The following is a 22328-nucleotide window of genomic DNA, read 5'->3' on the forward strand; positions in this document are numbered from 1 at the left end:
AAGTTTTTGGTGAAGCTTTTTCCAAAAAGCTTCGGGGAACGCCGCTTTTTTGGAAAAAGGCGGCACCCGAAAGCTTTTATCTGTAGTCTGCTGAATGGCAGAATTCGGAAGTTCTTTTTGCCTCAATGTTCCCCGCAAAAAGAAGATCCCAAATAGGCACAAAAAAGGGGACCACCCCGTCAGGGATGATCCCCGCGCCCATCCGGGCGGCGGCAGGCGACCGATCAGATCGGCAATGCGCGCTCGAAGATGGATTCCAGCGCCATGATGCCCGGCAGGGTCTTGCCCTCCAGCCATTCAAGGAAAGCGCCACCGGCGGTAGAGATATAGGAAATCTCCTTCGTTACGCCGGCATGGCGCAGGGCGGATACCGTATCGCCCCCCCCCNGCGATGCTTTTCAGCCTGCCTTCCTGCGTCAGGCGGCCGACCTCNCTGCGCCACGGCGTTCGTGCCTGCGTCGAATGGCGCGATTTCGAACGCACCCAGCGGGCCGTTCCACACCAGCGTCTTCAGCGTCGCGATGCGCGTGCACAGGTCACGCACGGTCTGCGGGCCGATATCAAGGATCATCGCGTCATCCGGGATGGCGTCGATGGCGACAACACGCGTGGGTACGTTGGCCTTGAATTCGGTCGCGGTCACCGCATCGACCGGCAGCACGACCTCGCACCCCTTTTCCCTGGCCTTCGCCAGGATGGCGCGCGCGGTGTCATGCATCTCCCCTTCCTGCAGGGAACGCCCGACTTTCACGCCCTGCGCCGCAAGGAACGTGTTGGCCATCGCGCCGCCGATGATCAGCACCTGCACCTTTTCCAGCAGGTTGCCGATCAGGTCCAGCTTGGTGGAGATCTTGGCCCCGCCAATGATCGCGCCCACCGGGCGTTCGGGATTTTCCAGCGCGATGTTCAGCGCGTTCAGCTCCGTCTCCATCAGGCGTCCGGCAAAGGACGGCAGGTGGCGTGCCACGCCCTCGGTGGAGGCATGGGCGCGGTGGGCCGCGGAAAAGGCATCATTGACGTAAAAATCCGCCAGTGACGCCAGCGCCTTTGCCAGTTCGGGATCGTTGGCTTCCTCGCCGGGGTGGAAACGGGTGTTTTCCAGAACCACGACGTCCCCGTCCTGCATGGCGTCCACCGCCTGCTGTGCGACGGGACCGACGCAGTCCGCGGCAAAGGTCACGGGACGGCCCAGCGCGTCGCCAAGCGCATCGGCAATCGGGGCAAGCGACATTTCCGGCACGCGCTGGCCCTTGGGGCGGTCGAAATGGCTGACGACGATGACGCGCGCGCCCTTCTGCGCCAGTTCCTGTATGGTCGGCAAAAGGCGGAGCAGGCGGGTGGCATCGGTAATCTGCCCCCCCTGTACCGGAACGTTCAGGTCCGCACGCAGAAGAACCTTCTTGCCTGCGGGCTGAAGCTGATCCAGCGTCTTGAAAGCAACGGTAGCCATTACAGGGACCCGAACAGCGCGGCAGTGTCGGACATACGGTTGGAGAAGCCCCATTCGTTGTCATACCAGCTGCAGATGCGCACCAGCTTTCCGCCGTCGATCACCGCCGTCTGTGTCGCGTCGAAGGTGGAGGAAGCAACCGAATGGTTGAAGTCCGAGCTCACCAGCGGGGCGGTGTTGTAATCAAGGATCCCCTTGAGCGGCCCTTCGGCGGCGGCCTTGCGCATGGCCTCGTTCACGTCCTCGACGGAGAAGGGCGCGCGCGTCGGCACGAAGTCGAGCGAGACGAGCGAGACGTTGGGCGTCGGCACGCGGATGGCGGTCCCGTCGAGGCGTCCCTTCAGGTGCGGCAGGACCAGCCCGACGGCGCGCGCCGCCCCGGTGGAGGTCGGGATCATGTTCAGCGCCGCGCCACGCGCCCGGCGCGGGTCCTTGTGCAGCGTATCGACCGTGCGCTGGTCGCCGGTATAGGAATGGATCGTGACCATGTAGCCGCATTCGATGCCAAAGGCGTCGTCCAGCACCTTTGCCACCGGGGCAAGGCAGTTGGTCGTGCATGATGCGTTGGAAATGACCGTCATGTCGGACGTCAGCACGTCCTGGTTGACGCCATAGACGATCGTCGCATCCACACCCGACGCGGGGGCGGAGACGATGACCTTGCGCGCGCCCGCCCGGATCAGCTGCGAGGCGCTTTCCTTGTCGGTGAAGCGGCCGGTGCATTCCATGGCCACGTCCACGCCTTTGAACGGTACTTTCGTCGGATCAGCCTCGGCCGAGACATGGATCGGGTCATAGGTGCGGCCATTGGCCTTGATGATGATGCTGCTGCCTTCGACGCGGACTTCGGCCGGGAACCGGCCATGCACGCTGTCATAGGACAGGAGGTGGGCGTTCGCCTCGACACTGCCGAGGTCGTTGATGGCGACAGGGACGACATCCGTGCGTCCGCTTTCGATAATTCCGCGCAGGACGAGGCGACCTATGCGACCGAAACCGTTGATCGCGACTTTGACAGCCATTTCTTATTCTCCGTTAAGGTCAGTTCTGTAATGCAGCGTTTCGTATGGACGCGCCCGAAAAAGGAAGATCCCCGTCATGCGGCCGATGGCGTTGGCCATGGGCCTGGGTGCTGTTGTCGGCGGCATGGATCAGCTCCATTGCCCTGGCGACGATATGTTCGGGCTGGATGGCGCCGCTGCGGCCCTGCTGTCCATCGGCAGGCGCGTCCTTGCCAAAACCATCGATCCCGATGAATGCCCCTTCCTGTCCCAGCCAGCGTTCCCATCCAAAACCGGACGCGGCTTCCACGCCGATCCGGGGTGCCGTTCCCAGCACCCTTTCACGATAGGATATTTTTTGCGCCGCGAACAGTTCCCAGCATGGCAGGGACACCAGCGCGGCGCCAATTCCGCGTTCGCGCAGCATCAGCTGCGCCGTGCGCGCGGTTGCCAGTTCCTGCCCCGTGGCGATCAGCGTCACCTGCCGCGCCGATGGGGACTCGGCCACTACATAGCCGCCGCGCGCGCACTGGTTCGTCAGCGCGGGGGCCTCGGGCAGGGTTGCATCACTTGCGACGTCAACGGCGGGAATGAACGGATACAGCGTCAGCAGGCTGGGCCCGTCCGTCCGGTCAAGGGCCAGTTCCATGCATTCCATGGTTTCGCGCCGCGTGGCCGGGCGGAAAACCGCGACATTGGGCATGGCGCGCAGGCTGGCAAGCTGCTCCACCGGCAGCCATGCCGGACCGTCCTCTTCGGGCGACAGGCCCCCGTCGGTCAGGCAATAGATCACCTGGCGTTTCATCATGGCGGCAAAGCGCAGGGCGGGACGCATGCGGTCCACCGCCACGAAGGTCGCCGTCCCGCACGGCAGGAAGCCGCCATGCATCGCAATCCCGTTCAGCAGCGCCGCCATGCCATGCACCTGGGTGTCGCATCGCGTCGGCAGGGCGGTCGGCCCATGCGCCACGTTGCCGCCCGACGCAAGCCCGAGGCGCGAGCGCAGGCACAGCACTTCGGGCAGGAGTTCGCGCAGGATATCCAGCCCCCGCCGGGCATAGCTGGTGGTCGGCAGCGCGGGATGGGACGCATGGTGCCGTCCGGCCCCCTGCCATGACCTGCGCCAGTCCGTATGCCACAGGGCGGGACGCTGTCCGGAAATGATGCGCTCGAAATCGATGCGCTGGCGGTCCTTGCCCAGCCGCCGCAGCCACGACCGCCGGGCCGTTGCCCCGCGTCGCGATGCGGAAGCCCACAGCCCCGGATCATCCACGAACGGTTCGTCCGTTTCGGCCACGGGCGGCGGCGACAGGCAGGCGATCAGGCAGGGGCGGTGCGTGCGGATGGACGCCGCGAGTGCCGTTGCGATCTGGTCGGGCTGGTCCGCCGCCACCTTGCGCACCGACCATCCCGACGCGGCATAGCGGGGGAGGGCGGCCTCCGCCTGCACGCGTTCATGTTCCGACAGGCCCACCAGGACGGTGATGCGTTCCAGTCCCATCTGTCCCGCAAGGGCCGCCGCCTCCAGCGCCACGCCGGTGGACAGTTCGGACCAGCAGCTGATGGCCCATATGCGGTGGTTGACCAGCGTGCGCCCGAAACGCGCGGCCATGTGCTGTTCCGCCATGGCCATGCCGATGGCCGCGCCCAGGCCCTGACCACTGGGGCCGAAGCCCATGGTCGTTGCCGGATGGGGGGCATCCCCGGTCCTGAGCGCCGCCTGTCCCGACAGGGAGACGAGCGCGTTGACGAGGGTGCGGTACCGCACCGAGGACACCACGAAACGGTCGCGGTCGAACCATGAGGGGGCGACGGGATCGAACCTCAGATACCGGCTCCACAGCACGGCGCAGGCCGTCGCCATCGCGCAGGCATGGATGACGTGGTGGCTGTCGGGTTCGTGCGTGCGGACGAACTGCCGGATGGCGGCGGCAAGGCGCCCTGTCTGGTCCAGTGGCGCGCGGGCCATGGGGGCGCCGGAATCTGGGGAAACGGGACCGGGGGCGGTGGGGCCGGTATGCGCAGGTCGGGTATTGCTGGGCTGTTCCATGCCGTATGGCCTGATCCACCTGTGGGGTTCATGAAGGAAAGCGGACGTGCCGGTGGCGGACAGGGTGTCGTGCCGCGCCAGTCATGTCGGGCATCGCGTGATCCCTCAACGACTACAGGATGATGCTTCCTGATCGCAAGTCCCCTTGCATGGGGCGCGACCCGTCGCCGGTCACAGGCGTTTGATCGTTTCGCACCCCGCAGATGGCGCGTCAGCCCCGATCGCGTCGCGATGCCCGCGCGAAGGCGACGGCGGGCTGGAGGAATGGAAATATCGTGCCCGCCCCTTGCCCCGTATCGTGGATGCTGTATCGCTTTGCGATCATGCCTGCATCACGCCGCTTCGCGCCGCCTGCCGTCCGTGTCGCCCTTGCCGCCAGCCTGTCATGGCTGCCGGCATGCACGCTGGTGGGGCAAAAGACGTTCAATCCCCATGCGGGGGACCCGCCGCGCGTGGTGATCCCGCCGCCACCGCCCACGCAGGTGCGCCATGTCCCGCCCCTGATTGAAATCATGGCCGGAACGCCCGTGGCGCAGTGGCAGGCCGACCTGAAAAAGGGCGTGGCGGACGCACTGGCGCGCAAGCCCAATGTGCTGTTCACCGTCGTCAGCGTCATTCCCGACACCGGCACCGCCGATGAACAGGCCGCCCTGCTGTCGCATGTCGTCACCACGGACGCGCAATCCGTCGCGGCGGAAATCGTCCAGGACGGGGCGGACCCGGCCCAGATGGAGATGACGGCCACGACGGACCGCGCCGCCAGCGCGCCGGTAATTCGCATCTATGTGCGCTAGCCGCGTGTCAAAAGTGGAGATTTTTTAAATTTCACGACAGCCCAGCCATGGTGACCCGGCGGCCGAAGGCATATAATACTGGGTGGATATGAAGTAATCCGGCCCGTGGGGCGTGACATTGCCGTTCCATGCCGTGGAAGATCGCACGGTGAAACCCGTCGCCGATGACACGTGGGGGCCCGTGCCCCCGGGTGGAATGACGGTTGGTCGTGGGCATGGAACGAGTTCGCATGGAAAGGAAGATCAGTGTCCAGTAATCATTCGGACGGCCATCCATTCTACAGGTTCTGCCGCACGGCACTGGCGGATATCCGGACGCAGGGTCGCTATCGCCAGTTCACGCCGCTGGCGCGCGAGGCGGATCGCTATCCCGTCTATGAACAGGAAGAAGCCCCCGCGACGCCGGCCACCCCCGCATGCGACCATGACCGCGAGGTCGTGGTCTGGTCGGCGAATGATTACCTGGGCATGGGCGTCGAACCCGTGGTGATGAACGCCGCGATCGCCGCGATCCGCGAACATGGCGCGGGCGCGGGGGGCACGCGCAACATCGCGGGGACCAGCCCGCTCCATACCGCGCTGGAACGCGAACTGGCGGACCTGCATGGCAAGGAAGGGGGGCTGCTGTTCGTTTCGGGCTATGTCTCCAACCAGGCCAGCCTGCAGACGATCCTGACGAGCATGCCGGGCTGGATCTGCTTTTCGGACCGGCTGAACCATGCGTCCATGATCGCGGGGATCAAGGGCGCGCGCGGTTCCACCACGGTGATTTTCGAACATAACGACCTTGCCGACCTCGAGGCCAAGCTGGCGGCGGCCCCCGCCGACGCGCCCAAGCTGATCGCGTTCGAAAGCGTGTATTCCATGGACGGCGACATTTCCGATATCGCCGCGACCTGCGCGCTGGCCCGCAAGTACAACGCCATGACCTATCTGGACGAGGTGCATGCCGTCGGCCTGTACGGCGCGCAGGGTGGCGGGATTTCCGAACGCGACGGCGTGGCCGATCAGGTGGACATCATCGAGGGCACGCTGGCCAAGGGGTTTGGCGTCCATGGCGGCTATGTCACCGCGTCAAGCGAGATTATCGAATATCTGCGCCTGGCCGCGTCGGGCTTCATCTTCACCACCGCGCTGCCGCCTGCCGTTGTCGCCGCCGCGCTGACCAGCGTGCGTCAGGTGCGCAAGGACGGATGGCGGCGCGACAGGATGTTCGAGCGCGTGAATGCCTTTCGCGCGCGCCTGCGCAAGGCCGGGGTGCCCTTTACCATGACGCCCAGCCATATCGTCCCGATCCCGGTGGGCGATGCGCAGCGCTGCCGTGAACTCAGCGACCGTCTGCTCAACGAATACGGACTGTATGCGACCCCGATCAATTATCCCACCGTTCCCCGCGGGACGGAGCGCCTGCGCCTGACGCCGGGGCCGTTCCATACCGATGCGATGATGGACCAGATGGTTGCCGCCCTGTCCACCCTGATGGGAATCCGCACGACCGCCCCTGCGGCGGTGGGCGAAAAGGTGGCTGAACCCGCCCGGTGATCAGATGATCCACTGATCCGATGACTGACAGGCTGTTTCAAGGATGGAGGTCCTGAAACGGCCTGTCAGTCATGAAGAAGTTTTTGGTGAAGCTTTTTTCAAAAAGCTTCGAGAGAACGTCGCCTTTTTGAAAAAAGGCGACACCCAAAAACTTTTATTATTTTCTGCCGATTAACTGTTCCGAACAGTCTTTTCATCCCCCGCGCGCCACTGCATTGCGCAGCGTGACCCCGGCGGGAAGCCGTGGGCCTCTTCCTCTTCCAGCATCCGCGCCAGTTCCGGCGATGGCCGGTCCATGACCTCGAATCCCATCTTGCGATAGAATGGCGCGTTCCACGGAACGTCGCGAAACGTGGTCAGCGTCAGGCGTCCTGCCGCCTGTGGCGCATGGCGCGCCCATTGCATGGCCGCATGCAGCAGCCTGCGCCCCAGCCCATGTCCCTGTGCATCCTGACGGACGGAAAGCTCGATGATGTGCAGGCTGTCACCCGTTGGGCGGGCGCTCAGGAAGCCTGCGATTCCACCCTTTGCGTCAACCCCGACCCAGCACGTGCCCTGCGCGATGCAGGCGGCGTGGGTTTCGATGTTGCACACATCGCCCGACGCCAGCCACGCCAGCGCGGGGATCGCGCCAAACAGGCTGGCGGCCGAGCGTTCCACGTCCGGCAGGGCGATGGCGTCGCCGGGGGCGGCCGGGCGGATGGCAAAGGCCGCCGTTCTGGTCATGTCAGGATCAGCGGGTATGGGCGATGGCCTGCTTGAGTTCGTCGTAATCCACGGCGCCGGGGATGATCTGGCGGGCGTTCATGACAAAGGTGGGCGTGCCATCCAGTCCGATTCCATGGCCCAGCTCCATGTTGGCCTGAAGGATGGCGGTGACCTTGGGGCTGTTCATGTCCTTGGCCAGCTGGTCGGCGTTAAGCCCGCACTGCTTGGCCAGGGTGCGCATCCGTTCGACCGTGGGGGCGGCGGAATCGGTCATGATGGCGTGCTGCAGCTTGAAATACGCGCCCTGTCCCCCTTCCTCGAAGGCGGCGACCAGCGCCTGCGACGTGATCAGGCTGCCCTGTCCCAGGACGGGCACCACCTTTTCAAGGATGCGGACATCCTTGTCCTCCGCGACGATGCGATCCAGATCCGGCAGCACCTTGCGGCAGTAGGGGCAGCGGGGGTCATAGAATTCGACGACGGTTACCTTGGCCTGCGCGTTGCCCAGGATCGCATCCGACGCCGCCGGGTTGAGCAGGGCGGAACGATGGGCCGCCAGTGCCTGCTGTGCCGAGAGCTGCTGCTGGTTGGCCGCATTCTGGCGCAGCGAGGTGATGGCGTCGGACAGGATGGTGGGATCGGTCTTGAGCGCGTTGCGCACGATTTCCACGATTGCCTTGCGCTGCGCGGGGGAAAAGACGTCGGTGGCGGCACCCTGCGCAAATCCCGGGGTGGGGATGCAGGACGTCCCCGCAAGGAGTGCGGCTGCCGTTGCGGCGGGAAACAGGCGGCGCAGCCGGCGGATGCTGTTGGATATGGGCACGGGCGGCCTCCGTTGATCGGTCAGGATGGGGGTTGTGTAGAGGAAGCAGCGAGGTAAAGAAAGAAGACGGGATGGGAAAGATGCGGCCTGCCTCCTCATGTGGCCTGTTGCCGGGGGCGCGCAAGACCGCTAATGGCGGAATGTCCCGGTGTGCCGGTGTCATGGCTTGTGGCAGAGCCCGTGACGTGGCGCATGCTGTCGTGGTCGATATGGAGAAAAACACGCGTGCCAGAGCATTCCATGAAATCCCCTGCACGCAGGGCCGTACGACTTGCGTTTTCGGCAATGCTCGCGGTGTCCGTGACCGGATGCAGCCATCCCGCCTCTCCCTTGCGTCTTGTAACCCACATGTTCGGTCCTTCGCCCGGGGCGCTGGTGGGGACCGTCGCCGCCGATGAACCGCAGGCCGTCATGGTCGGGCGCGATATCCTGTCGCGCGGCGGCAACGCGGCGGACGCTGCCGCAGCCATGGGCATGGCGCTGGCGGTCACGCTGCCGTCGCGCGCGTCGATGGGATCGGGGGGCGCGTGCCTGGCCTATCGTCCTGGCGACACCGATGGCGGCCGGGCCTTTGTCTTTACCCCGCGCGCGGGCACGACCGAGGGGATCGTCGGCGCGCCCCATGCCGACCGTCCCGCCGCCGTGCCGATGCTGGCGCGTGGCATGTACCTGATGCATCTGCAGTATGGCACCACGTCGTTCGGTGAAATCCTGCCGGACGCGATATCGCTGGCCGCCAACGGGATCAATGTCAGCCACCAGCTTGCCAGCGACCTTGCCACGGTGCAGGGCGCGCTGCTGGCGGATGCGGGCATGCGCGCGATCTTCAGCCGCACCGACGGCACGGCGCTGGTGGAAGGCGACGCCCTGGTGCAGACGCGCCTGTCCGGTGTGCTGGAACAGATCCGCAGCATGGGCGTGGGCGACATGTATAACGGCGCGCTGGCGCAGTCCTTTAGCGCCGGCAGCCAGGCGGCGGGCGGCGGGCTGCAGACCAGTGACCTGCGCGCCGCCATCCCGTCCGAACGCCTGCCGCTGCATGTCAATGCGGGCGGTGGCCTGACGGTTGCCTTCCTGCCGCCGCCCGCCGATGGCGGCCTGGGCAGCGCGGTCGCCTTCCGCGCGCTGCTTGCCGGACAGGGCAGCCCCGAGGCCCTGTCGCAGGGAAGTGTTGCGGCCTGGCGCGCGCGCGGTGGCGATACGCAGGGCAAGCAGACCGTCGATGACCAGACCGCCCGCGCGCAGGCGTTCCTTGATTCGGGCGCGTCAGGCAGCGGCAGCCTGCCGCCCCTTCCGGCCTCGACCTCCTTTGCCGTGGTGGATCATGCCGGCATGGCCGTGGCATGCAGCCTGACGATGGACAACCTGTTCGGTACGGGGCGTATCGCGGGAAACACCGGCATCGTGCTGGCGGCATCGCCCGCGCGGATGCCCGCCCCGCTGCTGTCCGCCGCCATCGCCAGCGACGGGCACGCCTTCCGCGCCGCCGTGGCCGGGTCGGGACAGAACGACGCCGCCGCCGCCGTGGCTGAGGAAATGAAGCTGGTCCTGTCAGGGCAGGCGCCCGCGTCGCGCGCGGTTACGGCCGAGGGTCGCGTCAATGCGATTGCCTGCCCCCGTGGCCTGCCGGGTGACGGGGCAAGCTGTGTCGCAGGATCTGACCCACGTGAAACCGGCCTTGCGGTCGGACCGCGATAGGGACCGTCCGCTCCGCATGGCGGGGACAGGGCAACGCGATAATGGATGACAGGGGCGGGTTGCAGGCAGGGGCACGGTTGTAAATGGTCCCGTTTTGTTCCATATAGGATGGAGCAACGCAGCCTCCATGCACAGCAGGGTCGCGGGCATGACGGTCATGCCCGGCGGGTTCTTGTGCCGCCCCGATACGGGAACATGGAATGCGCGAAACACAGCTTCGTCGAAAAGGTAGGCAGGCCATGGCACAGGCTCCGGGTATTGATAAAGGCAAGGCTCTCGAAGGCGCTCTGAGCCAGATTGAACGCGCTTTCGGCAAGGGCTCCATCATGCGCATGGGCGAACGGCCCAAGACGGAGGTGGACGTGATTTCCACCGGTTCGCTCGGGCTGGATATCGGCCTTGGCATCGGTGGCCTGCCGCGTGGCCGCATCGTGGAAATCTACGGGCCGGAAAGTTCGGGCAAGACGACGATGGCGCTCCACGCCATTGCCGAGGCTCAGAAAAAAGGCGGCACCTGCGCCTTCATCGATGCCGAACACGCGCTTGATCCGGGATATGCGCGCAAGCTTGGGGTGGATGTGGACAACCTCCTCATCAGTCAGCCCGATGCTGGCGAGCAGGCGCTTGAAATCGCCGATACGCTGGTGCGTTCCGGCGCGATCGACGTGCTGGTGATCGACAGTGTCGCCGCCCTTGTTCCCCGCGCGGAACTGGAGGGCGACATGGGCGACAGCCATGTCGGCCTGCATGCCCGCCTGATGAGCCAGGCGCTGCGCAAGCTGACGGGATCGGTGTCGCGTTCGAACACGATGATGATCTTCCTCAACCAGATCCGCCTGAAGATTGGCGTCATGTTCGGCAGCCCCGAGACGACGACAGGCGGTAACGCGCTGAAGTTCTATGCCTCCGTCCGCATGGATATCCGTCGTATCGGCTCCATCAAGGACAAGGACGAGGTCGTGGGCAACCAGACCCGCGTCAAGGTCGTGAAAAACAAGATGGCGCCCCCGTTCCGCCAGGTGGAATTCGACATCATGTATGGCGAAGGCATCAGCAAGATGGGTGAGCTGATCGACCTTGGCGTAAAGGCCGGTATCGTGGAAAAATCAGGGGCCTGGTTCTCCTGCGACAGCCAGCGGATCGGGCAGGGGCGTGAAAATGCCAAGCAGTACCTGCGCGATCATCCCGAAATGGCGGCCGACATCGAACGCCGCGTGCGTGAACAGGCCGGCGTGGTGGCGGAAGCCATGCTGGTCGGTCCCGAAGATGACGCCGAATAGGAACAGCTTCTTTCCCGCATCGGCGAGCGTCACCGTGGCGTGACGGCTGGATATGCAATAATCATGCTTTGTGTGCTGATGCGGGATGATACTGTGCGGATATGAAATCGCGTCTTGTCATGATCGGGGTATTGCTGTGCCTGTCATCGTGCGCTGATACGATGCACGGGGACCCCACCGATCCGGTCGATGTGGATGAGGCGATGCCCCCGATCGGCGGGCATCGCGCCAACGGCACGACAGTGCGGGCGCCACCGGCCCAGGCCTCCGCCGCCGGGCATGTGCGCCGGCTCCCGCGGGTTGACCCCGACCCGGATGCCGCGACCGAAGCCTATCATCCCATGCCCGATGCCGCGGCGATGCAGATGATCTCGTCAGGTTATGACCCTGCGCAGGCAGGCGACGATGATGACCAGGATCAGGAGGACGGGAAGCATTTCGTCGTCCCCGATACCCAGGTCAGCTATGGCAAGCCGAAGGGCAATGGCGCGAACTGAGGCGTTCTGCCCTGTGTGTGCCTACAGCACCATGATCGCGCGGATATCGTTGACATTGGTCATCGTGGGGCCGGTCCGCACCAGATCGCCCGTGGCGTCGAACAGGGTATAGCTGTCATGGCGGTGCAGCACTTCGCGCGGGTCCAGCCCCAGCATGCGGGCACGTGACAGCGTGTCGGGGGTGATGATGGCGCCCGCCGCGTCCTCCGTCCCGTCAATGCCGTCGCTGTCGCCAGCAATGGCCCAGATCCCGGCCTCCCCCTTCAGGCCAAGGGCGAGGGAGAGGAGGAATTCCGTATTGCGTCCCCCGCGCCCCGGCGCCCCATCGCGCGCGCGGATTGTCACGGTCGTCTCCCCACCCGACAGCAGCACGGCAGGCCCGGCCACAGGGACGTCGTGGTGGCGTGCGGACTGTGCGATGCCGGCCATGATGATCGCGGCTTCCCGGCTTTCCCCTTCCAGCGCGTCGCCAAGGATCAGCGGCGTCAGGCCAAGGCCGCGCGCGGCATCCGCCGCGGCTTTCAGCGCCATCATGGGGGTGGAAATCAGGACATACCTGCTGGCGGGCGACATCAGGGCGCGGGGTGGGGCGGGACGCGCCAGCGCATGGAGGATGCGGGGCGTTACCGTGATGTCGCGGCGTTGCAGCACCGCCAGTGCCTCGGCAGGGGTTGTCGGGTCGGGCACCGTCGGCCCGCTGGCGATGGTCAGGGGGCTGTCCCCCGGCACGTCGCTGATGGCCAGCGTCAGTACCGGGGCAGGTGCCGCCGCCATGGCAAGGCGCCCGCCCTTGATGTCCGAGAGGTGACGGCGCACGAGGTTCATGTCCGCGATATCCGCCCCGGAATGCAGCAGCGCCTGATTGAGCTCGCGTAAATCCGCCAGCGTCAGGCCGGGCGCGGGAAGTTCCATCAATGCCGATCCCCCGCCGGAAATCAGGGCGATGACCAGATCGTCCGGCCCTAGCCCCCGCACGGCCTCCAGCATGGCGCGGGCGGCGTCCTCGCTCCGGCTGTCGGGGACGGGATGGGCGGCTTCCATCACGCGTATGCGCGACGTGGGGACAACGTGCCCGTCCCGCGTCACCACGACGCCGCGCATCGGGACATCGTGCCATGCCTGTTCCAGCGCGGCCGCCATGGAGGCCGCGGCCTTGCCCGCGCCCACCACGACGCACTGGCCGCGTGGCGGCGGCGGAAGGTGGCGGGCCAGCACCCGTTCGGGCAGGGCGCTGCGTACGGCGGCGTCGAATATCCGCCGCAGCGCCAGACGCGCGCTGTCATCGTGCCATTCATGTCCTCCGGATACAGCGCGGTCGGCGGGGGAGGATGGGGCGGATGGCATGGTCATGAAAGGTTCCGTCGTGCGGGAAAGGCGGGATGGGTGGCTGTCGGGCGACGTGGCATGAGGGCGTGGCGGGGCGGGATGGCATCTTTCCTTTCATGAAAGCCACGCATGGGGCCGGGGCAAGGGGGAGGGCGTGTCACAATTTTCACGACTGTATCAGGTGGGGCCATCGGATGCGCCCTGCGGGCATGCACACGCGAAATTGGGGCCGGTGGCTCTGGATCGGGGAAAGGTATGATGTTACGCCGCCGGTCGTGATCCGGACATCCGTGCCCGGTTCCGCCATCAGGAGGAGAGCGGCCCTTGGAGAGCGTAAAGGGTAACAGTCCCGCCACGCCGCAGGTCCCGTCATATGCCGCGACCCGGCCATACATGATTTTCCCCCGCCCGGAATGGGCGGCCCTGCGTGCCAACGTGCCCCAGTTCCTGAGCGAGGCGGACGTTGCGTCCCTGCGCGGCCACAACGAACCCGTCTCCCTCGAGGACATCGCGGAGGTGTACCTGCCGCTGTCGCGCCTTTTGAACCTGCATGTCCTTGCCAGCCGCAGCCTGAACAACATGGTCAAGAGCGCCTTTCTCGGCGCGCCGCGCCGGACGGTGCCCTTCATCATCGGCATCGCCGGCAGCGTGGGCGTGGGCAAAAGCACGTTCGCGCGCCTGCTGCAGGCGGTGCTGTCGCGCTGGCCCGATCATCCCAACGTGTCGCTGGTGACGACGGACGGTTTCCTGCTGCCGACACGGGTGCTGCAGGAACGGGGCCTGATGGGACGCAAGGGCTTTCCCGAAAGTTACGACCTGCGGCAGATGATCGCCTTCCTGGCGGCGCTGAAGGGCGGGGAGCGCGAACTGCAGGTGCCGATCTATTCGCATGAGGCCTATGACGTCATTCCCGACCGTTATCAGGTGGTGGACCAGCCCGACATCCTGATTTTTGAAGGGCTGAACGTGCTCCAGACCGCCTCCGAACAGCCCTTCATGGCTTCGGATTTCTTTGATTTCTCGATCTATCTCGATGCCGATACGGCGGATATCGAAAGATGGTACGTGCAGCGTTTCCAGTTCCTGCAGCAGACCGCCTTTCGCAAGCCGACCTCCTATTTCCATCATTATCGCGACCTGACCCCGCCGGAGGCGGAAAAGGTGGCACGCGACATCTGGCGGCGCATCAACCTGCCCAATCTGGAGGAAAACATCCTGCCGACGCGCGAACGCGCCCGGCTGATCCTGCGCAAGGGACCCAGCCACAGCGTCAGCACGGTCTGGATGCGCCAGATCTGAGGATGTCCTGACGAGGGTCGTGCGGCGCATGTGACGGTCCGGGGGAAAGGCTTGGGGGAAATACCCCCCAAAAAAACAGGGAACCCGAAGGTCCCCTGTCGTCATTGCAGGCAGATGATGCCGGTTCAGTAATTGAGGTAGATGGTCTTGGTATCCACATAGGCCTCCAGCCCGTACTGGCCGTCTTCGCCGCCGATACCGCTGTCGCCATAGCCATGGTGGAAACCCTGCGCCGCTTCGCCGCCTTCGCGGTTGACATAGATTTCGCCGAAGTTCAGCTCGTTGCTCATGCGCATGACCTTTTTCAGGTCCTGCGTGAACATGTAGGCCGACAGGCCATAGCGCGACTTGTTGGCCATCATCAGGGCCTCGTCGAAATCCTGCACCTTGATGAGCGAGAGGACCGGGCCGAAAACCTCGGCCTGACTGATGTCCATCTCGTTCGTCACGTTGGTCAGCAGGGTGGGGGCATAGAAATTGCCGGCGTCGTATATGCCGCCCGTCAGTTCCTTGCCGCCCAGTTCCACCTTCGCACCCTGCGCCACGGCGCGCTTGACCATCCCGTCGACCTTTTCCATTTCGGCCTTGCTGATTTTCGGGCCCATGGTGGTTTCGGGGTCCAGCGGGTTGCCGACCTTGATGTCCGCGATCTTCTTGCGCAGCAGGTCGAGGAAACGGTCATATACCGCTTCATGGACATAGGTCCGTTCATTGGCGGTGCAGACCTGCCCGCAGTTCATGAAGCGCGCGGAAACGGCGGCCGTGGCGGCGGCCTCGATATCCGCGTCGTCCATGACGATGAACGGCGCCTTGCCGCCCAGTTCCAGCCGCACTTCCTTCAGCCCCTCGGACGCGGCCGCCATGATCTTGCGGCCCGCGGGGGTGCTGCCGGTCATGGTGATCAGCTTGGTGATCGGGTTGGTGACCAGCTGGTTGCCCACCGTCGCGCCGCCGCCGGTGACGACATTGAACACGCCCTTGGGAAAGCCCGCCTCAACCGACAGTTCCGCCAGCGCCAGCGTTGCCAGCGGCGTCAGCTCATGCGGTTTGATGACGAAGGTATTGCCCGCCGCCAGCGCGGGGCCAAGCTTGCGCGCCGTCAGAGCAAGGGGGAAGTTCCATGCCGAAATCCCGGCGACGACGCCATGGGGAATTTTTTCGATCAGGATCTTCTCGCCCGGGCGGCTGCCGGGGATGATGTTGCCTTCAAGCCGCCGCGCGTTTTCGGCCGCAAAACGGATCAACTGGATGGCGAAATTGACCTCGACCTTCGCTTCCTTCAGCGGCTTGCCGTTTTCGGTGGTGATGATGCGTGCCAGCTTCTCCTCATCACGGTGGATCAGGTCGATCAGCTTATAGAGGTAATCCGCGCGGTCGGTGGCGATCAGGCGGCTCCACGTGCCAAAGGCTTCCTGCGCCACGTTCAGGGCGCGGTCCACGTCGTCCTTGCTGGCGACCGCGACGGTGGCAAGGGTTTCGCCCGTGGCGGGATTGCGGATGGTGTCGCGTTCCTCCGCCGTGGCGGGCACCCATTCGCCGCCGACAAAAAGGTCATAGTTCCTGACGTCTGTCATGTCAGTTTCTCCGTAGTGAATGTTCGATCGTGTGACTCAACATCAACCGTTCTGGCCGCCATTCTTTCTGGCCGTCATCCTCAGGATGACACCAACTGGTTGAGATGTCGTTGTCGTATCGGGGATTTGCCCGTCGCGATCACGCCAGGTGGCATGACGCGCGCCTGCCACCCGCCAGGACGGGACCGTGGCAGGTGGGGCGCGGACCGCCGTGCGGGATACCGGGACGGGGCAGGCAGGGGATCAGGACAGGAAGGGCTTGCCTTCGTGCGCCACCAGAAGGTCGTGCATGTCGGTGGCATGCTCCTCTTCCTCGGCGAGGATCTTTTCAAGCATGATGCGCGTGGTGGGATCGTGGTCCGCGAAATAGCGGATCAGTTCGCGGTAATGCTCGATCACCAGGCGTTCGGCCACAAGGTTCTGGCGTACCATTTCCACAAGGTTGCCGCCCTGTCCGTATTCACTGGCCGAACGTGTCGCCAGCCCTTCGGGGGACAGGTTGGGAATGCCGCCAAGCTGGTCGATGCGCTCGGCCGCCCACATCATGTGGGCGCGTTCTTCCTTCGCATGGGTCGCGAATTCGGCCGCGACGCTTTCGCTGGTGATGCCTTCGACCGAGATCGAATGCATGGTATAGCGCAGCACGCAGACGAGTTCCGTTGCGACAACGGTCTGCAGAAGGTCGATGGCAGTCTTGACATTCCCCTGATAGGCAGGGGTCAGGGCGCCCTGTTCAATGGATTTTCTTGCGCGTTCACGCAGGGTTTGTACGTCGGTAAGGAATGTATTTTCCGGGGCTTTCGCCATTCCTGTTTCTCCTTTTCGGGTGATGAACGGGAACTGCGTCCTGCGCGTTCGTGTCGGGCTGTGTCCGTCATAACGGGGTGGGGCCTGAACGGTTGCATATTAAACAGTGGCATATGAAACACACGGGCACGTCCCGGCGGGCGGAACAGGGGGACGATGCGGTGAACGTGCAGGGGGAAAGTGCGCAGGGCAGGATGTCACGCGTTGTCACCGAACTCATCGCCGTGCTGACGGCGGTGCGCGACGGGGTGCCGCAGGTGATGACGATCGATGACGGGCGCCTTTTGCCGTCCGGCCCGCTGGAAAGCGGCCACCGTTCGCTCCAGGCGGGGGTGCGTTCGTGGGTGGAGCAGCAGACGGGCCATCCCATCGGCCATGTGGAGCAGCTTTATACCTTTGCCGACCATGACCGCACCCTGCATCCCGAACAGGGGCGCAGCATCTCGATCTCCTACCTCGCCCTGACGCGGAGCGAGGCGCGCGAGACAGGGTGGCGGGACTGGTACGACTATTTCCCGTGGGAGGACCGCACCAGCGAAAGCCGGAAGGAGATCACGAACCTGATCGAACGCCGCCTGTGCGCATGGGTGGCGGGGATGACCGACCTTGAAACCCGCATGCGCCAGTGGCAGCGCTGCATGGCGCTGTTCGCCATCGGCGACGGGGGGGCATGGGACGATGAACTCGTGCTGCAGCGCTATGAACTGCTGTACGAGGCAAAGCTGGTGATGGAGGCGGCCTGCCCCCCCGATCAGGCGATTCCCGGACGGTACATGCATCGCGATCATCGCCGCATCCTTGCCACCGCGATGGCCCGGCTGCGTGCAAGGATACGTTACCGCCCCGTCGTGTTCGAGCTGATGCCCGAGGAGTTCACGCTGTTCCAGCTGCAGCGCGCGGTCGAAAGCCTGGCGGGCTGCCATGTCCACAAACAGAACTTCCGCCGGCTCATCACGCAGCAGCAACTTGTTGAGGAAACAGGCAGGATCGAGGAAAAAACGGGTGGCCGGCCCGCGCGCCTGTTCCGTTTCTGCGGGGAGGTGCGGCGCGCGCGGCAGTTCGCGGGCACCAAGCTTCCGATCGTCCATTCGGGTTAGGCATGGCCCCGGCCATGCAAGGTTGCGGGGCGGCGTTCACGAAAATCCTGATTGACACAGGCGGGGTTTCACGTTGGAAGTGTCCGGCCGGGTTATGGCGTCGCACTTATACTCAAATTGAGTATAAAAATGGACGAAGGTCTCCGGCAGGGAGGGCAATCATGAATCAACTGGGTCCCCGGCAAACGGCTGACCGGCTTTATGACCGCGTGCGACATCTCGTGCCGGAAATGGAATGGGCGACGTTCCTGGACGATATCCGCGCCATCGAAGACCTCAAGCAGCAGCGCAACGCGATCATCCTGGCGCATAATTACCAGACGCCGGAAATCTTCCACTGCGTCGCCGACATCCGTGGCGACAGCCTTGCCCTTGCGCGTGAGGCACAGGAGGCCAGCGCCGATGTCATCGTCATGGCGGGCGTGCATTTCATGGCCGAGACGGCCAAGATGCTCAATCCCGACAGCACGGTGCTGATCCCGGACATGAAGGCGGGATGTTCGCTGGCGGATTCCATCACCGCGCGCGACGTCCGTGCCCTGCGTGAACGCCATCCCGGCGTCCCGGTGGTGACCTATGTCAACACCTCGGCCGAGGTGAAGGCCGAAAGCGATATCTGCTGTACCTCCGGCAACGCGAAACGTGTTGTCGAAAGCCTCGGCACCGATCGGGTCATCATGATCCCCGATGAATTCCTTGCCCGTAATATCGAGGCGGAAACCGGCATAAAGATGATTACCTGGCCGGGGCACTGCGAGGTGCATGAACGTTTCACGCCCGGGGAAATCACCCGCATGCGCGAGGATAATCCCGGCGTGACGGTGCTTGCGCATCCCGAATGCCCGCCAGAGGTGGTGGCGGTGTCCGACTTCTCCGGCTCCACCGCGATGATGAGCGATTACGTGCAGGCGCATGACAGCGGCAAGGTGCTGCTGGTGACCGAATGTTCCATGAGCGACAACCTCGCCCTGCTGCATCCGCACATCGATTTCGTCCGCCCGTGCAACATGTGCCCGCACATGAAGCGCATCACCCTGTCGGGCCTGCGGCATGCGCTGGAAACCATGACGCATGAGGTCACGATCGATCCGGCGCTGGCGGCGCGCGGGCGGCGCGCGGTCGAACGCATGCTGGCGATATGACCATCCCCGACCTGCGTGGCCTGGCCGGACAGCCCGTCATTGTCGGCGGTGGGCTGGCGGGGGTCATGACCGCCCTGATGTATGACCGGCCGTGCGTGCTGCTGTCATCCGGGCCGCTGGGGGCCAGTCATCCGGCGGTGGCGTCCAGCATGCTGGCGCAGGGCGGCATTGCCGCCGCCGTGGGCGCGGACGACACGCCCGCGCTGCATGCCGCCGACACGCTGGCGGCGGGGGCGGGCCTGTGCGACCCGGACGTGGTCGAACGCGTAACCGCCGATGGACCCGACGCCATCGCCCGGCTGGCGGCGTTCGGGGTGCGTTTCGACCGGGCCGCCGATGGCACGCTGGTCCTCGGGCTGGAAGCCGCGCATTCCCGCCACCGTATCGTGCATGCCCGTGGCGATGCCTCCGGCGCCGCGATCATGGAGGCACTGGTCGCGCGCGTCCGTTGCACGCCGCGCATTACGGTCCTTGAAAATGCCCGGGTGCATGCGCTGGAAAGCCATGACGGGGTGGTGGTGGGCGCGCGCGTCATGATGGACGGACGCGACATTGCATGGCCCACGTCCGCCGTGGTGCTGGCGACAGGCGGCATCGGCGGCCTGTTCGGCGATACGACCAATCCCCTTGGCGCGGTGGGGCAGGGGCTTGCGCTGGCCGCGCGGGCCGGGGCCGTCCTGGGCAACATGGAGTTCGTGCAGTTCCATCCGACCGCCCTTGCCGCGCGGCATGTCGCAGGCCCGCTGCCGCTGATAAGCGAGGCGGTGCGCGGCGAAGGCGCGGTACTGATTGACGAGGGCGGCGAACGCTTCACCACCGAGCTTGCCGCGCGCGATATCGTCTCGCGCGCCGTGTGGCGTCACATGCGCGCGGGCCATCATGTCTTTCTCGATGCGCGGCAGGTGCTGGGCACGCGGTTTGCCACGCGCTTTCCCGCCATCGACGCATTATGCCGCGCGCAGGGCATTGACCCGGCGCATCAGCCGATCCCGGTGCGGCCTGCGGCCCATTACCATATGGGTGGCATCGTCGTGGATGGGCGCGGCCGCAGCACCGTGCCCGGCCTGTGGGCCTGTGGCGAGGTCGCCTGCACCGGCCTGCACGGGGCCAACCGCCTTGCCAGCAATTCCCTGCTGGAGGCCGTTTCGTTCGGCACGTGGGTCGCGCGCGACCTTTCCACGCTTCCACCCGTCACCTCGCCCGCGCCCCCGCGCGACATGGGGGCGGTCGCGGCCGTCCGTCCCGCGTCGCATGAGGCATGGCGCAGGAGGATGGCGCGGGATGCGGGCGTCATCCGCACGCGCGATGACATGCGCGAGGCCCTGCGTGTCTTTGCCCCCCTTGCCGAAGGGGATGACGGGGCGCTTGTCCGCGCGATGGTGCTGTGCGCGGCCCTGCGGCGCGAGGAAAGCCGTGGCGGCCATTTCCGGGCTGATTTCCCGCAGACCGCCGCCGTCGCCACCGCGTCGCGCCTGACGCTGGAGGACCTGCGGGAACATGCCGCCTCCTTTGCCGCGAAGGCAGACAAGATGACACAAACCCCTGACAATGGAGTGGTCGCATGATCCGCCCCCTGCCTGACATCATGCTTGAACCCCTGGTCCGCGCGGGTCTGATGGAGGATCTGGGCCGGGGCGGGGACCTGACCACCGATGCGACGCTGGGCGATGAAACCCTGTCCGCGCATGCGGTGCTGTCGGCGCGGCAGGCCGGGGTGGTCGCCGGGCTGGATCTGGCGCGTCTGGCCTTTACCCTGATGGACCCGGCAATCGTGTTCGAGGTCGCGGCCCCCGACGGCACGCACGTCACCCCCGGACAGGTGATCGCCAGCGTGCGGGGGCCTGCGCGCGGCATCCTGTCGGGGGAGCGCGTGGCGCTGAATTTCCTCTCCCATCTCTGCGGGATCGCGACGGCGACGGCGCAGGTTGTCGCGGCCGTGCAACCTTATGGCACCAAGGTCAGTTGTACGCGCAAGACCCTGCCCGGCATGCGCGCGATCCAGAAATATGCCGTGCGTGCGGGGGGCGGCAGCAACCACCGCTTCGGGCTCGATGATGCGATCCTTATCAAGGACAACCATCTTGCCATTGCTGGTGGGATACGGCCGGCCCTGACACGTGCGCGCGCTGTAGCGGGTCATCTGGTCAGCATAGAGCTGGAGGTCGATACCCTTGAGCAGCTGGCCGAGGGGCTGGAGGTCGGCGGGGTGGATGTGTTCCTGCTGGACAACATGCCCCCCGAACAGCTGCGCCGGGCTGTCGCCATGATCGACCATCGCGCCATTGCGGAGGCATCGGGCGGCGTCACGCCTGACAACGCCGCCGCCATTGCCGCCACCGGGGTGGATCTGGTGTCCATGGGGTGGCTGACCCACAGTGTCAGGGCGATGGATATCGGGCTTGATTATCAACCATAGGGTGTGGATGCATGTCGTCAGGTCTGGATAAGCAGAAAAAACGCGATCGACATGCAGTACAAGTTGCCATCTGTGCTGAGATCATTATTTATGCGGATTAATAAGATATATTTGCATGAAGGATAAGAAACCAGCATGGCGGCGGATCGTACTGACCCGAACATCAAGACCCCCCGACGTGTACTCAGCGTTGACGCATATGAACATGTCCGGCGCGGCCTGATCCGCAGTCGTTATCGCGCTGGCGAACGTCTTGTCCTGCGGCCGCTTGCTGCTGAACTCGGTCTCAGCCCCACCCCGGTGCGTGAAGCGCTGCTGAGGCTGGTTTCCGAACATGCGCTGGAACTCAATGACCGCAACACGGCGGTCGTCCCGGCGATGACACGGCGCAATTTCGCCGAAATCCACGCCCTGCGTTCCGATCTGGAAGTGCGCCTGGCAGAGGCCGCCGCCCTGAAGGCCAGCCAGCACGGGATCGAGACGCTTGCCATGCTGCATCATCAGTTCGCCGAGGCACTGGCCATTCGCGATGACGGGGCCGTGGCCGCGCTGAACGCCGATTTCCATACAACGATCGCGACACTGGCCGATCTGCCCCTGACCGCCAATATCCTGCGTAACCTGTGGGTGCGGATCGGGCCGCTCTATGCCCTTTCACGCCCCATGCCGCCCATGCGCAGCCTGGGGGAGGTCCATCCCCATGCAGCCCTGATCGACGCCCTGCGCGCGCGTGATCCGCAGGCCGCGCGCGAGGCGATTACCCGGGATTTCAATACGGCGCGTATCTGGATCGAACCGATGCTGGCCTGACGGCGCGAAACAGG

General features: G+C 65.2%; 18 protein-coding genes and 1 pseudogene. 11 read left to right on the plus strand and 8 right to left on the minus strand.

Annotation, left to right across the window (positions count from 1 at the left end):
* Positions 1 to 224 precede the first annotated feature (224 nt).
* From NJLHNGOC_RS07990 to NJLHNGOC_RS08000, 3 genes and pseudogenes are all read right to left on the minus strand, one after another.
* Positions 225 to 1450, minus strand: a pseudogene (locus tag NJLHNGOC_RS07990) (phosphoglycerate kinase).
* Positions 1450 to 2472: a type I glyceraldehyde-3-phosphate dehydrogenase gene (gene gap / locus NJLHNGOC_RS07995; protein WP_113595911.1), complete on the minus strand. Its 1023-nt coding sequence runs from the start codon at positions 2470 to 2472 to the stop codon at positions 1450 to 1452. Before gap ends, NJLHNGOC_RS07990 begins: the two are co-directional and overlap by 1 nt.
* 19 nt (positions 2473 to 2491) lie before the next feature.
* Complete coding sequence (locus tag NJLHNGOC_RS08000; protein ID WP_408890693.1) at positions 2492 to 4501, minus strand: transketolase-like TK C-terminal-containing protein; 2010 nt, start codon at positions 4499 to 4501, stop codon at positions 2492 to 2494.
* 275 nt (positions 4502 to 4776) lie between these two features.
* Between NJLHNGOC_RS08000 and NJLHNGOC_RS08005 the strand changes: the two genes are divergently transcribed.
* Together NJLHNGOC_RS08005 and hemA are read left to right on the plus strand one after the other, a co-directional pair.
* The gene (locus NJLHNGOC_RS08005) at positions 4777 to 5295 is read left to right on the plus strand and encodes a hypothetical protein (RefSeq protein WP_165837885.1); all 519 of its coding nucleotides are present in this window, start codon (positions 4777 to 4779) and stop codon (positions 5293 to 5295) included.
* Between the two features lie 246 nt (positions 5296 to 5541).
* Positions 5542 to 6837, plus strand: coding sequence for a 5-aminolevulinate synthase (hemA, locus tag NJLHNGOC_RS08010; RefSeq protein WP_113595913.1), 1296 nt, complete (start codon positions 5542 to 5544; stop codon positions 6835 to 6837).
* Positions 6838 to 7008: 171 nt separating this feature from the next.
* Here hemA and NJLHNGOC_RS08015 read toward each other — a convergent pair whose 3' ends face one another.
* Both NJLHNGOC_RS08015 and NJLHNGOC_RS08020 read right to left on the minus strand, forming a co-directional pair.
* Positions 7009 to 7563: a GNAT family N-acetyltransferase gene (locus tag NJLHNGOC_RS08015; RefSeq protein WP_113595914.1), complete on the minus strand. Its 555-nt coding sequence runs from the start codon at positions 7561 to 7563 to the stop codon at positions 7009 to 7011.
* Positions 7564 to 7570: 7 nt separating this feature from the next.
* On the minus strand, positions 7571 to 8284 hold the full coding sequence (locus NJLHNGOC_RS08020) for a DsbA family protein (protein WP_239021419.1): 714 nt from the start codon (positions 8282 to 8284) through the stop codon (positions 7571 to 7573).
* Between the two features lie 324 nt (positions 8285 to 8608).
* Here NJLHNGOC_RS08020 and NJLHNGOC_RS08025 point away from each other — a divergent pair, with 324 nt between their 5' ends.
* The 3 genes from NJLHNGOC_RS08025 (at position 8609) to NJLHNGOC_RS08035 (ending at position 11843) form a co-directional block, all read left to right on the plus strand.
* Positions 8609 to 10066: a gamma-glutamyltransferase gene (locus tag NJLHNGOC_RS08025; RefSeq protein ID WP_113595982.1), complete on the plus strand. Its 1458-nt coding sequence runs from the start codon at positions 8609 to 8611 to the stop codon at positions 10064 to 10066.
* 239 nt (positions 10067 to 10305) lie between these two features.
* Positions 10306 to 11346: a recombinase RecA gene (recA, locus tag NJLHNGOC_RS08030; RefSeq protein ID WP_110526721.1), complete on the plus strand. Its 1041-nt coding sequence runs from the start codon at positions 10306 to 10308 to the stop codon at positions 11344 to 11346.
* 101 nt (positions 11347 to 11447) lie between these two features.
* Entirely contained in the window at positions 11448 to 11843 is a 396-nt protein-coding gene (locus NJLHNGOC_RS08035; RefSeq protein WP_239021410.1) for a hypothetical protein, read from the plus strand.
* 21 nt (positions 11844 to 11864) lie between these two features.
* On the opposite strand, the gene NJLHNGOC_RS08040 is transcribed toward NJLHNGOC_RS08035, so the two are convergent.
* On the minus strand, positions 11865 to 13187 hold the full coding sequence (locus NJLHNGOC_RS08040) for a glycerate kinase type-2 family protein (RefSeq protein WP_113595915.1): 1323 nt from the start codon (positions 13185 to 13187) through the stop codon (positions 11865 to 11867).
* 375 nt (positions 13188 to 13562) lie between these two features.
* Between NJLHNGOC_RS08040 and coaA the strand changes: the two genes are divergently transcribed.
* Positions 13563 to 14468, plus strand: coding sequence for a type I pantothenate kinase (gene coaA, locus NJLHNGOC_RS08045; RefSeq protein WP_239021420.1), 906 nt, complete (start codon positions 13563 to 13565; stop codon positions 14466 to 14468).
* A 125-nt stretch (positions 14469 to 14593) separates the two neighbouring features.
* On the opposite strand, the gene aldA is transcribed toward coaA, so the two are convergent.
* Positions 14594 to 16042, minus strand: a complete 1449-nt coding sequence (aldA, locus tag NJLHNGOC_RS08050) for an aldehyde dehydrogenase (RefSeq protein ID WP_113595917.1) — start codon at positions 16040 to 16042, stop codon at positions 14594 to 14596.
* A gap of 243 nt (positions 16043 to 16285) precedes the next feature.
* Positions 16286 to 16849 carry a ferritin-like domain-containing protein gene (locus NJLHNGOC_RS08055; protein WP_113595918.1) on the minus strand — a complete coding sequence of 188 codons (564 nt, stop codon included), beginning with the start codon at positions 16847 to 16849 and terminating at the stop codon, positions 16286 to 16288.
* 194 nt (positions 16850 to 17043) lie between these two features.
* On the opposite strand from NJLHNGOC_RS08055, the gene NJLHNGOC_RS08060 reads away from it, so the two are divergent.
* The 5 genes from NJLHNGOC_RS08060 (at position 17044) to NJLHNGOC_RS08080 (ending at position 22314) form a co-directional block, all read left to right on the plus strand.
* Positions 17044 to 17946, plus strand: coding sequence for an NUDIX hydrolase (locus NJLHNGOC_RS08060; RefSeq protein ID WP_113595984.1), 903 nt, complete (start codon positions 17044 to 17046; stop codon positions 17944 to 17946).
* Positions 17947 to 18107: 161 nt separating this feature from the next.
* The gene (gene nadA / locus NJLHNGOC_RS08065; protein ID WP_110526732.1) at positions 18108 to 19088 is read left to right on the plus strand and encodes a quinolinate synthase NadA; all 981 of its coding nucleotides are present in this window, start codon (positions 18108 to 18110) and stop codon (positions 19086 to 19088) included.
* A complete protein-coding gene (locus tag NJLHNGOC_RS08070) occupies positions 19085 to 20653 on the plus strand; it encodes an L-aspartate oxidase (RefSeq protein WP_113595919.1) in 1569 nt (522 codons plus the stop codon). Before nadA ends, NJLHNGOC_RS08070 begins: the two co-directional genes overlap by 4 nt.
* On the plus strand, positions 20650 to 21504 hold the full coding sequence (gene nadC, locus NJLHNGOC_RS08075) for a carboxylating nicotinate-nucleotide diphosphorylase (RefSeq protein ID WP_113595920.1): 855 nt from the start codon (positions 20650 to 20652) through the stop codon (positions 21502 to 21504). Before NJLHNGOC_RS08070 ends, nadC begins: the two co-directional genes overlap by 4 nt.
* Before the next feature lie 135 nt (positions 21505 to 21639).
* Positions 21640 to 22314, plus strand: coding sequence for a GntR family transcriptional regulator (locus NJLHNGOC_RS08080; protein ID WP_113595921.1), 675 nt, complete (start codon positions 21640 to 21642; stop codon positions 22312 to 22314).
* Positions 22315 to 22328 lie beyond the last annotated feature (14 nt).

Origin of the sequence: Novacetimonas cocois, assembly GCF_003311635.1 — a bacterium.
Classification (GTDB): Bacteria; Pseudomonadota; Alphaproteobacteria; order Acetobacterales; family Acetobacteraceae; genus Novacetimonas; species Novacetimonas cocois.